The sequence below is a fragment of the Phocaeicola sp. ICN-14070 genome, assembly GCF_037892625.1.
Taxonomy (GTDB): Bacteria; Bacteroidota; Bacteroidia; order Bacteroidales; family Bacteroidaceae; genus Phocaeicola; species Phocaeicola plebeius.
This window is the reverse complement of record NZ_JBBKBF010000054.1, coordinates 16,635-27,970: the sequence shown is the minus strand read 5'-3', so window position 1 is coordinate 27,970 and position 11,336 is coordinate 16,635. Positions and strand designations below refer to the sequence as shown.

Annotated in this window: 11 protein-coding genes; 8 read left to right on the top strand and 3 right to left on the bottom strand. The window is 45.5% G+C overall.

What is annotated here, in order from left to right:
• The 4 genes from WKT20_RS13545 to WKT20_RS13530 form a co-directional block, all read left to right on the top strand.
• On the top strand, positions 1–436 hold a 436-nt coding region (locus tag WKT20_RS13545; RefSeq protein WP_340417509.1), incomplete at its 5' end, for a MarR family winged helix-turn-helix transcriptional regulator.
• A complete protein-coding gene (locus WKT20_RS13540) occupies positions 417–1,739 on the top strand; it encodes a TolC family protein (protein WP_117747544.1) in 1,323 nt (440 codons plus the stop codon). The genes WKT20_RS13545 and WKT20_RS13540, both read left to right, overlap by 20 nt.
• Positions 1,740–1,760: 21 nt before the next feature.
• Positions 1,761–2,825 (top strand): HlyD family secretion protein, encoded by a 1,065-nt coding sequence (locus WKT20_RS13535; protein ID WP_022053553.1) that lies wholly within the window; start codon positions 1,761–1,763, stop codon positions 2,823–2,825.
• Positions 2,822–4,426: an MFS transporter gene (locus WKT20_RS13530; protein ID WP_181979069.1), complete on the top strand. Its 1,605-nt coding sequence runs from the start codon at positions 2,822–2,824 to the stop codon at positions 4,424–4,426. Before WKT20_RS13535 ends, WKT20_RS13530 begins: the two co-directional genes overlap by 4 nt.
• A gap of 57 nt (positions 4,427–4,483) precedes the next feature.
• On the opposite strand, the gene WKT20_RS13525 is transcribed toward WKT20_RS13530, so the two are convergent.
• The 3 genes from WKT20_RS13525 to WKT20_RS13515 all read right to left on the bottom strand — a co-directional run bounded on the left by WKT20_RS13525 (position 4,484) and on the right by WKT20_RS13515 (position 6,892).
• Complete coding sequence (locus WKT20_RS13525; protein ID WP_007562751.1) at positions 4,484–4,735, bottom strand: cyclomaltodextrinase C-terminal domain-containing protein; 252 nt, start codon at positions 4,733–4,735, stop codon at positions 4,484–4,486.
• A 113-nt stretch (positions 4,736–4,848) separates the two neighbouring features.
• On the bottom strand, positions 4,849–6,075 hold the full coding sequence (gene purT / locus WKT20_RS13520) for a formate-dependent phosphoribosylglycinamide formyltransferase (protein WP_259299516.1): 1,227 nt from the start codon (positions 6,073–6,075) through the stop codon (positions 4,849–4,851).
• Positions 6,076–6,094: 19 nt separating this feature from the next.
• The gene (locus WKT20_RS13515) at positions 6,095–6,892 is read right to left on the bottom strand and encodes an META domain-containing protein (protein WP_182416972.1); all 798 of its coding nucleotides are present in this window, start codon (positions 6,890–6,892) and stop codon (positions 6,095–6,097) included.
• 176 nt (positions 6,893–7,068) lie between these two features.
• Between WKT20_RS13515 and WKT20_RS13510 the strand changes: the two genes are divergently transcribed.
• From WKT20_RS13510 to WKT20_RS13495, 4 genes are all read left to right on the top strand, one after another.
• Positions 7,069–8,262 (top strand): saccharopine dehydrogenase family protein, encoded by a 1,194-nt coding sequence (locus WKT20_RS13510; protein WP_340417508.1) that lies wholly within the window; start codon positions 7,069–7,071, stop codon positions 8,260–8,262.
• Between the two features lie 94 nt (positions 8,263–8,356).
• Positions 8,357–8,806, top strand: coding sequence for a thioredoxin-dependent thiol peroxidase (gene bcp / locus WKT20_RS13505; protein ID WP_007562761.1), 450 nt, complete (start codon positions 8,357–8,359; stop codon positions 8,804–8,806).
• A gap of 3 nt (positions 8,807–8,809) precedes the next feature.
• Positions 8,810–9,859 carry a recombinase RecA gene (recA, locus tag WKT20_RS13500; protein WP_007562763.1) on the top strand — a complete coding sequence of 350 codons (1,050 nt, stop codon included), beginning with the start codon at positions 8,810–8,812 and terminating at the stop codon, positions 9,857–9,859.
• Positions 9,860–10,348: 489 nt separating this feature from the next.
• Positions 10,349–11,320 (top strand): hypothetical protein, encoded by a 972-nt coding sequence (locus tag WKT20_RS13495; RefSeq protein WP_270653625.1) that lies wholly within the window; start codon positions 10,349–10,351, stop codon positions 11,318–11,320.
• Positions 11,321–11,336 lie beyond the last annotated feature (16 nt).

Genomic DNA, 11,336 nt, shown 5'->3' with positions numbered 1-11,336 from the left:
AGAAGGAAACGAGTTCCGGGAACTCATGATACAAATTTTCCGCACTCGCATGGCCTTTCGACGTGCCATGCAACGCACCCTAAAAGATAATAATGCCGGCATCACCTTCGAAATGCTTCAAGTTTTAAGCAGTCTCTGGCATGAACAGGGCATTACCCAACAGGCACTGGCTGAGCGTACTGCCAAAGACAAAGCCTGCCTGACCAACCTGATGAACAACCTGGAAAAGAAGGGATATGTCTACCGGAAAGAGGATACAAACGACCGACGCAACAAGCTGGTGTACCTCACCCCTGAAGGAGAAGCACTTAAAGTCCAGATTCGCCCGATTCTTAATCTGGTATACGCCAACGCAGAAGAAATATTGTCTACCGAACGAACGGCAAAGATATTATCTGAATTAAAAACAGTACAAAATGTCCTTGAAGGTTTCTAACATCATCCGAAAACTGATTTTTACAGGTAGTCTGTTTTGGGCTGTCTCCGCACAGGCACAGCAGGACTCTTTATTCTTGTCGGTCGAACAACTGTTCGAATCGGGCATCAAAAGCAGCCTGCTATTGCAGAGTGACAGCCTGAAAGAAAGAATAGCCCATGAACGGAAATTGTATGCCAAAACCGGCCTGCTTCCTGACCTGGAAATAGGGCTGAAAGGAGGCATCATCGGTCAGTCCGTGGTCTTTCAGAACGGACTTTCCAACCCCACCTACCCTGATACTCCGGACTGGTCGCAGAATTATACGGTCGACTTTAACCAGCCGCTTTATCAGGGAGGAAAAATCCGCCGTTCCATCCAGAAGGCAGACATTGAAACCGAAATAGCCAGACTGCAACGGATGACGAATCAGGCCGACATCAAATTGGGATTACTCAACCAGTACCTGACGCTTTTTACCTTATTCAAACAGCATCTTGTACTTACCCGTAACATCGAAGAATCCGAACGTCGCCTGCAAGATATACGTCAAATGAAGAAAGAGGGACTTATCACCAACAATGACGTATTGCGCAGCGAAATGCAACTGACCAATGACCGGCTGTCTTTGCAGGAAACGGAAAACAGCATTCACATCGTGTCGCAACAACTGAACCTGCTGTTAGGAAACGACCGTAACCCGATTATTACGCCCGACACGACACTGCTTCAGCAAGCTACCCCGCTGGACAGCTACGACGACTACCTCCTGTCAGCCTACGAGCAGGCACCAGACATGCAGCTGCTACGCAAGGAAACCGAACTGGCCCAGAACCAGATAGAGATAGACCGTGCCTCACGCAGGCCGAACATCAACCTGTATGCGTCGAACACCCTGGCCCGCCCCATCACGCGTACCATGACCGACTTATACAACAATAACTGGAATATCGGACTTTCCGTGTCGTATCCGCTCTCTTCCTTATTCAAGAACGGACACAAAATCAAGGAAAGCCAGCTTCAGGTTGCCGTACAGAAAAAAGAAGAAGAGCTGAAAAAACAACAGCTGCAGATGGATATTTACAACGCCATCCTGCGCCACAAGGAAGCCTTACAGGAAGAAGAAGCCTGGGAATTGTCGGTCCGCCAGGCACAGGAAAACTACCGCATCATGCAAAACCGTTACATGAACCAGCTGGCCATACTCACCGACCTGCTGGATGCCAATTCCGTGTTGCTCAATGCCGAGCTACAATTGACCTCTTCGCGCACCAGAATCATTTACACCTACTACCAGCTGCAAAAAGCTTGCGGAAGATTATAACTTCACTAAACTATAAAGAATATGACGCTACAAGATACACACAAGAAACTCCGGAAAAGAAGACTGCAGAACATCCTGCTCAACTTTCTATGTATTCTGATTGCTGGCTCCGGACTGATATGGGTGGCCAATTACTTTTGGAAATACATTCATTATGAAATTACGAACGATGCCTTTATTGACCAGTACGTAAGTCCGCTGAACATCCGTGCCTCCGGCTACATCAAGGAAGTACGCTTCAAAGAACATCAGTATGTACATCAGGGAGATACACTGCTGATACTGGACAACCGTGAGTATCAGATAAAGGTGAAAGAGGCGGAAGCTGCCCTGCTGGACGTGAAAGGCTCCAAAGAGGTACTTCATTCCGGTATAGAGACTTCACAAACCAACATCGCCGTGCAAGATGCCAATATTGCCGAAGCGAAGGCCAAATTATGGCAGCTGGAGCAGGACTACCGCCGTTTTGCCAGACTGCTCAAAGAGGAATCTGTGCCCGAACAGCAATATGAACAGGCCAAAGCGTCTTACGAAGCAGCCCAGGCCCGCTATCAGGCATTGTTAGAACAGCGAAAAGCGGCTCAGTCGCAGTTCACGGAAACTACCCGACGAACCACCAGCGCAGAAGCAGCCATCTTGAGCAAGGAAGCCAGCCTGGATTTGGCCCGTCTTAATTTGTCATATACCGTACTGACAGCTCCGTATGACGGTTATATGGGACGCCGAACCCTGGAACCCGGTCAATATGTACAGGCTGGGCAAACCATCTCGTATCTGGTTCGGAATACGGATAAATGGGTGACAGCCAATTACAAGGAAACACAGATTATCCATATTTACATCGGACAAGAAGTACGCATCAAGGTAGACGCCCTCCCTGGAAAAGTCTTTCACGGCACTGTAACGGCCATTTCGGAAGCCACCGGCTCCAAATATTCGCTGGTTCCTACCGACAATTCTGCCGGAAACTTTGTCAAAGTACAGCAACGTATCCCCGTAAGAATTGACCTGAAAGACATAACTCCGGAAGAAATGAGCAGTCTGAGAGCCGGAATGATGGTAGAAACTGAAGCCTTACGCAAATGATGACCATGAAACAACTCGACGTCCCCGTACGTCAATGGGTTCCCGACTGGCTGGGGATGATATGTATCTTCTTCATCATCCTTCCCGTAACCATGCTGAACGGTTCCTACACCGGCAGTATGCTCGAAGTATCCAGTACCTTGGGAACCAATACAGAAGACATCACCATGGGATACTATGCCGCTTCTGCCGGAATGGCCATAGCCTACCCCATCGTACCCAAGGTACTTGATGCCCTTTCGTCCAAGTTTCTGCTACTGACTGACCTAAGCATACAGTTCCTGCTCAGCTGGGTATGTGCCCGTTCGCAAAACATTGACTTGGTCATCATCTGCAGTTTCTTTATCGGCTTTCTGAAAGGATTTCTCATGCTTTGGTTCATCCGAAGAGCGACCAAGATTTTCAGTCCGAAAAATGTACGAAGTGAATTCTATTCCTATTTCTACCCGTTAGTATTTGCCGGAGGACAAGTGTCCATGATTGTGACCGCTGAGCTGGCCTATCACTACAACTGGCAATACATGTATTACTTCATGATGATGATGCTCATGACATCCATTCTGATTGTCATCGTCTGTTTCCGTCACAACCGACCGCTTAAACCCATCCGGCTTTCGGAACTGCACATTCGGGAAATGCTTGTCATTGCCACCGGATTACTGATGCTGATGTACGTCATTAACTATGGGAAAGTACTCGACTGGACGTCTTCTTTTAAAATCCGGCTCTATCTGGTTATTGCTCCCATCTTAATCGCTTTCTTCATCTGGAAACAATATCACTCCAAGCAGCCGTATGTAAACCTAGCTCCATTGTACCAGCCAAAAGCCATCGTAGGTTACTTCTACATGATGCTGGTCATGTTTTTCAGTACCTCTACCACCCTGCTGACCAATTATATGACCAGCATTCTGAAGGTGGACAGTACGCACACGTACCAGCTTTACATCTATCTGTTACCTGGATATGTATTGGGAGCTTTCATCTGCTTCTGGTGGTTCCGCTGGCAGCGCTGGCGTTTCCGCTTTCTGATAGCCGGCGGCATGAGTTGCTTTGCAGCCTTTTTCGGAATATTGTATTTCACGGTTTCTCCTGAAAGCACATACGAGATGCTTTTTCTTCCTGTATTCTTAAGAGGATTAGGCATGCTGGTACTCATCATAGCCTTTGCCCTGTTCGCCGTAGAGGAGCTGAATCCTAAATTCCTGCTGGCCAATGCCTTTTTCCTGATTTGCTTCCGTTCGGTACTGGCCCCCATTCTGGCAACCTCTTTTTACAGCAATACCCTCTACCGGCTGGAACAAAAATACATGTACTCCCTATCCGAAACAATCAGTCAGACCGACCCGTTGGCTGCCAGCCAGTTCAATCAGTCCCTCACACAGCATCTGGCACAAGGGCACGAATATACCGAAGCTACACAAATGGCTACCCAGACACTCCATGCCACCCTACAGCAGCAAAGCCTTCTGCTTTCGCTCAAGCACATATTAGGCTATCTGTTTGTCATCTCACTGGTCATAGCCATTGTTTCACGTTTCATACCGTTCCATAAGACAATTCGCGTGAAATACACCAAAGCAGGCGACGATATGGTATAAAAATAAGGAGACTGTCCGATTCAGCATCACGACAGTCTCCTTATTTATAAACATTTCTCAGAATTCAATAATCAATGATTTACGAGGAGAAATTACCAAATTCTTTGTCAAGTCAATCTTTTTCCCGCTCGAAACATCTCTACCTTCTTTAGAATCCTTAGTTAAGACAGTATAGCACTCACTATCCAGAATTTGTTCTGAACCAGTGCTATTCAGCACAATCATTTCAGTTTTTCCTTCGTGTACATGAGAATACATATATATCCCTCTGTGAGGAATATGATACTTCACTGTTTTGTTTTCTGCCATTTATGTTTAGTTTAATTTTGCGGGCGCAAATATATGTATTTAAAACATATTTCTAAAACATAGCAATGAAGTTTTTCGTTTATTTATGCAATTTTCATGACATAAATCAATTCTCAATATACTTCTACCTTGGCAGCCAGTGACTTACACTTATCACGCAGTGCATCCAAATCACCGTCATTCTTGTCATAGCAAACCACCACTCCCATACGACGATTCAAGCGGGTAGCAGGTTTTCCGAAAATACGGAGATAAGTATTAGGCTGAGAGCAAACAAGTTCCTCTCCTCTATACTGCGGTGCCTTTTGGCTGGAAACAGGAGAAAGAATTACGGCACTAGCTCCGATATGTTCCTGTGTAATACCTGGAATCGGGAGTCCCAACACTGCATATAAATGCAGCTCAAACTCGTTCAAGTTTTGTGTATTGGCCAGTGTAACCATTCCTGTATCGTGTGGACGAGGAGACAACTCAGAGAAATAAACTCCGTTTTCGTGGCTCAGGAAGAATTCTACTCCCCACAAGCCATAGCCCGTCAAAGCACGAGTCACCTTCTCTGCCATTTGCTGAGCCTCAGCCAGATGTTCCGGTGCGATATGAGCCGGCTGGAAACTTTCACGGTAGTCACCACCTTTCTGAACGTGTCCGATAGGAGGACAGAACAAGGTAGGACCATTCTTCTGTGTCACGGTCAGCAGGGTAATTTCACTGTCAAAGTGTATGAACTCTTCTACAATGAGTTCCTTAATATCCCCACGGCTTCCGCTGCATCCGTATTCCCAAGAATACTTCAAATCTTCCTCACTCTTGGCGACAGACTGTCCCTTACCAGAAGAAGACATCAACGGCTTAATGACACAAGGATAGCCGATCTTTCCGGCAGCTTCCTTCAGTTCTTCATAAGAAGAAGCGTAAAAATACTTTGCCGTCTTCAGTCCCAGTTCCTTCGCTGCCAAATCACGGATAGCCTTACGGTTCATCGTAAAATTCACCGCACGGGCACTTGGTACAACCTGTATACCTTCTTTTTCCAAGTGATAAAGCCGTTCAGTACGAATTGCTTCTATTTCAGGAACAATTATATCCGGACGATACTTTTCTACCACACGGTCCAAAGCTTCTCCATCCAACATACTGAATACCTCGCATGCATCTGCCACCTGCATAGCCGGTGCACCTGCATAAGAGTCACACGCAATTACATACTGTCCCAAACGCTGGGCAGCAATGGTAAATTCCTTTCCGAGTTCCCCGGAACCCAACAAAAGTATTTTTTTAGTCATATTATTATAAGGTTTATGCTTCTTTCTGCAAAGATAATATTTTTCCTCGGACCTTATACTACAGCCGGCAGATTTATCAAGCCTCGACTTCTGTTTCGGCCAGTTTCTTCAATGACAGCACTTCTGTTCCATCTGCTCCCAAAAGACTTACGGTTCCGTCTGACTTGATTTCAAAGCTACGTACTTCATCCAAAGCTTTCAAGATAGAAGACTCCACATCCATGTTCGGGCATGCCATCATGGTAGAAATCATCTGACTAAAACGGAGGGAAGCAGCCTGTCCTTCTTCCTGTGTGAAAGAACCGTTTATCGTATTGCAGCTGGCATTACCGTGTACTCTTTTTTCTGCTACATTGAAAACCAATTGCGGCTGTTTTTCCATTTCTCCTACAGGATTGCCTTTTACAGATACAATTTCCCAGGCACCATTCAAGTCGTTTACAGAAACCTCTGCCACTTCACGCTTCTGCAACAATATTACCGGCTTACCTTCCGCATCATTCAATGCTACATCTTCACCTACTGTTTCATATCCAGCCACTTTATTCAATGCTTCCAGCACATTCTGCTCCAACGTCATATCCGGACACATCATCCGGGTAGCAGCCACCTGACCAAATTTCACTTTTCCGGCATTCAGGGTATCCAATTCAAAGCTTCCCATCAGGCGATTGCATCCAGCATTGCCATACAAGCGATGTCCGTCCTTGTCAAAACCCAAGAATGGTGCATTTTCCGCACTCACTTTTTCTCCGTTCACTTCTACAATATTCCATTCCCCTGTAAAGTCTACTACTGCTACCGAATTCTTTCCGGTTCCACAACTCATCAGTGCGCAAGCCAAAGCTGCAGCTGCAAAATACTTCTTATTCATAACTTGTTTTTCCTTTTTAATCTTAATCATAAATTCACAAACAATCCATTTTTAAGAATTGTTCATTTACAAAAATACGTATATCCCCAGAATACTGCACCATATTTTGAATTATTTTCTATCTTTGCATACTGAACGGTAACGTTTACCGGGCATTTAAAGTTTCAAAGTAATAAATGAGTAAAGTATTGATTATCGGTGCAGGCGGTGTAGGTACCGTTGTTGCACACAAAGTGGCTCAGCATCCGGAAGTCTTTTCTGAAATCATGATTGCCAGCCGCACACAGTCAAAATGCGACGCAATTGTCAAAGCAATTGGTAACCCCAACATCAAGACCGCTAAGGTAGATGCCGACAATGTGGATGAACTTGTGTCTTTATTCAACAGTTTTAAACCCGAAATCGTTATTAACGTAGCACTTCCCTACCAGGATTTAACGATTATGGAAGCGTGTCTTCAGGCGGGAGTGAACTACCTGGATACAGCAAACTACGAGCCTAAAGACGAGGCACACTTTGAATACAGTTGGCAGTGGGCATACAAAAAACGCTTTGAAGATGCCGGACTGACTGCCATTCTGGGTTGCGGATTCGACCCGGGAGTAAGTGGAGTATATACCGCATACGCAGCAAAACATCATTTCGATGAAATCCACTACCTGGACATCGTAGACTGCAATGCCGGAAATCACCACAAGGCTTTCGCTACCAACTTCAATCCGGAAATCAACATCCGCGAAATCACACAGAACGGACGTTATTACGAAAACGGACAATGGGTTACTACCCAGCCGCTGGAATTCCACAAAGACCTGACTTATCCTAACATCGGTCCGCGTGATTCTTATCTTCTGTACCACGAAGAACTGGAATCACTGGTCAAGAATTTCCCGACCATCAAGCGTGCCCGTTTCTGGATGACTTTCGGACAGGAATACCTGACTCACTTGCGTGTAATCCAGAACATCGGTATGGCCAGCATCGAACCTATCAACTACAACGGTATGGAAATCGTTCCGCTGCAGTTCCTGAAAGCCGTGCTGCCTAACCCGCAAGACCTTGGCGAGAACTACGAAGGCGAAACTTCAATCGGTTGCCGTATCCGTGGTATCAAAGACGGAAAAGAACATACATATTATGTATACAACAACTGCTCTCACCAGGCAGCTTATCAGGAAACAGGTATGCAGGGCGTAAGCTACACCACCGGTGTACCGGCCATGATTGGTGCCATGATGTTCCTGAAAGGATTGTGGAAGCGTCCGGGCGTATGGAACGTAGAAGAGTTCAATCCGGATCCATTCATGGAAGCTTTAAACAAATACGGATTGCCTTGGCATGAAGTATTCGACGGTGACCTGGAACTGTAATTACATTACCTTAATCATAAAAAGAATCAAGAATGAAGAAGGAGTACTCATTCTTCGTTCCTGATTCTTTTTTTCTAAAAATTTCCCTTACGATATGAATATTGGAGACAAAGCTCCCGAAATACTGGGAATCAACGAAAAAGGTGAAGAAATCCGCCTGAGCAATTATGCAGGCAAAAAAATCGTACTCTATTTTTACCCTAAAGACATGACTTCCGGCTGTACGGCACAGGCCTGCAACCTTCGCGACAACTATGCCGAACTCAAGCAAGCGGGTTACGAAGTAATCGGCGTCAGCATCAACGACGAGAAGTCACACCAGAAATTCATCGAAAAGAACCAGCTTCCGTTCACACTGATTGCCGATACGGAACACAAACTGGTAGAGACCTTCGGTGTATGGGGAGAAAAAAGCATGTACGGACGCAAATACATGGGTACCTTCCGTACCACTTTTATCATTAACGAAGAAGGCATTATCGAACGGATTATTTCTCCTAAAGAAGTAAAGACCAAAGACCATGCCTCACAAATCTTACAGTAATTTATGGCAAAAAAAGACGAATTAGAGTTTGAAGGTGGCATTGAAAATGCCCCGAAACCCAATAACAGCGAAAAGCTGAAAGCCCTGCAGGCCGCCATGGACAAGATTGAAAAGAGCTTTGGAAAAGGCTCTATCATGAAAATGGGCGACGACCACGTGCAGGAAGTAGAAGTCATCCCGACCGGTTCTATCGCCTTGAACGCCGCACTCGGTGTAGGAGGTTATCCGAAAGGACGTATCATCGAAATCTACGGTCCGGAATCATCTGGTAAGACCACACTGGCTATTCATGCCATTGCCGAAGCACAGAGAGCAGGCGGTATTGCTGCTTTCATTGATGCAGAACATGCATTCGACCGTTTCTATGCAGCCAAGTTAGGAGTGGACATCGACAACTTGTGGATTTCACAGCCCGACAACGGTGAACAGGCACTGGAAATCGCCGAGCAGTTGATCCGTTCATCGGCCATCGACATCATTGTCATCGACTCTGTAGCTGCCCTTACCCCGAAAGCTGAAATCGAAGGCGACATGGGCGACAACAAGGTAGGTTTGCAAGCCCGCCTGATGTCACAGGCACTGCGTAAGCTGACTTCTGCTATCAGCAAGACCAACACCACCTGCATCTTCATCAACCAGTTGCGTGAGAAGATTGGTGTGATGTTCGGTAATCCCGAAACTACCACCGGTGGTAACGCACTGAAGTTCTATGCTTCTGTCCGTCTGGACATCCGTCGCGCTACTCAGTTGAAAGACGGCGAAGAAGTCATCGGTAACCAGGTACGTGTCAAAGTTGTAAAGAACAAGGTAGCTCCTCCTTTCCGCAAAGCCGAATTCGACATCATGTTTGGTGAAGGCATCTCTCGCAGCGGTGAAATCATCGACTTGGGAGCTGAATTAGGCATCATCAAGAAGAGCGGTTCATGGTACAGCTACAACGACACCAAACTGGGCCAAGGACGTGATGCGGCCAAACAGTGCATCCAGGATAATCCGGAACTGGCTGATGAACTGGAAAAACTGATTTTTGACGCATTGAAAGACAAGGAATAAACTGATTCTTTATCTATATAGAAAACGGATTCACCGTGCTGAAATTCAGCGGGTGAGTCCGTTTTTTATACAAGCTAAAATACCCGTCTCCGCATTGTATTCCACATAAAGAAAAAACCACCCCAAGTTTATCTGAAAATCTTACCACACACTCTACGTTTCGCGCGGCAAAAACCTACGTTTCGCGCGGCAAAAACCTACGTTTCACGATAGGAAAACGTACGTTTCCGCCAAGGGAAACATAGGTTTCCCGTTCGAGAAACATAAAAAAGACAAAAGAAAATAAGCATATACGCCACGGCATTCAGCACCTATCAAATGAAGATTCCCTTACATGTTTCCTCTTTTCTCAGGCAAGCAATACTCCCAGCGATTTGTCTTATTTTTTCTTTTTCTTTCTTTTTCTTGATAAAAAGCGAGGAAAAATACAGAAAAATACGTTATATTTACCACTGAGAATAAAATAACAGGTAACTAAAAAACAAAACTATGACACTAAAACACTCGCTTTCTTTCATATTTTGCCTGGCTTTTACCACCATCGCAGCTTGGGCGCAGAGTAACAAGTTTTCAAACTCCATCTTCCGCTTTGCCACTCGTGCCGAAGGACAAATGCTGATTACGGAACTGGATGACTATACCCGCAACTGGAACCAGTTTGACATTGACGTACGTCTTCAAAAACCGCAAGGACGCAAATCACAGCTGTTGCAGTTTGCCATGGAACAGACACTCAACTGGAGTGACACTGAAAAAGAGCGTATCAGCAAGGCAATGAAAAGCCTGGATGCAGAAATCAAGAAACAAAGTTACAACCTCGATTTCCCGAAAGAAATCATCTTTGTAAAAACTACCCAGAAAGAAGAAGGGAATGCAGAGGCCTACACCCGCGTAAACTGGATTGCCATCGGTGAGCATGCGTTGAAGGAAGCTTCGGATGCAGATTTGAAATACCTTGTAGCCCATGAGTTGTTTCACCTGCTGACACGACAGAATTCCAACTTCAAGAAAGACATTTACAAGGTCATCGGATTCACGGTGATTGAAAAAGAAATTATCTTCCCGTCCGATTTGGCAGAAATTCGTATTTCCAATCCGGACCTCAGCCGATATGACAGTTACGGCACGTTTACCATCGGCGGACAGAAGCAATACTGCACCATGGTGATTTATACCGACAGACCTTATGACGGAAAAACGCTCTTCGACTACCTGAAAGTGGGACTTGTACCTTTGAACGGTGATTTTGTTCCTATTCAGAAGGCTGGAAAGACAATCATTTATGCACTGGATGAAGCGGAAGATTTCTACACACAAGTAGGAAAGAACACCAACTATCTCATTCATCCGGAAGAAATCATGGCAGACAACTTTGCCTTCACGCTGACTGGCAAGAAGGACCTTGCTAATCCGGAAATAATCCAGAATGTACAAAAAGTGCTGAAGGCCAAAAACCGATAAACAATCCACTTTTTTT

Coding starts and splice junctions, on each gene's coding strand:
- WKT20_RS13540 (WP_117747544.1), top strand. CDS start 417: ATGTCCTTGAAGGTTTCTAACATCATCCGAAAACTGATTTTTACAGGT.
- WKT20_RS13535 (WP_022053553.1), top strand. CDS start 1,761: ATGACGCTACAAGATACACACAAGAAACTCCGGAAAAGAAGACTGCAG.
- WKT20_RS13530 (WP_181979069.1), top strand. CDS start 2,822: ATGATGACCATGAAACAACTCGACGTCCCCGTACGTCAATGGGTTCCC.
- WKT20_RS13525 (WP_007562751.1), bottom strand. CDS start 4,735: ATGGCAGAAAACAAAACAGTGAAGTATCATATTCCTCACAGAGGGATA.
- WKT20_RS13515 (WP_182416972.1), bottom strand. CDS start 6,892: ATGAATAAGAAGTATTTTGCAGCTGCAGCTTTGGCTTGCGCACTGATG.
- WKT20_RS13510 (WP_340417508.1), top strand. CDS start 7,069: ATGAGTAAAGTATTGATTATCGGTGCAGGCGGTGTAGGTACCGTTGTT.
- bcp (WP_007562761.1), top strand. CDS start 8,357: ATGAATATTGGAGACAAAGCTCCCGAAATACTGGGAATCAACGAAAAA.
- recA (WP_007562763.1), top strand. CDS start 8,810: ATGGCAAAAAAAGACGAATTAGAGTTTGAAGGTGGCATTGAAAATGCC.
- WKT20_RS13495 (WP_270653625.1), top strand. CDS start 10,349: ATGACACTAAAACACTCGCTTTCTTTCATATTTTGCCTGGCTTTTACC.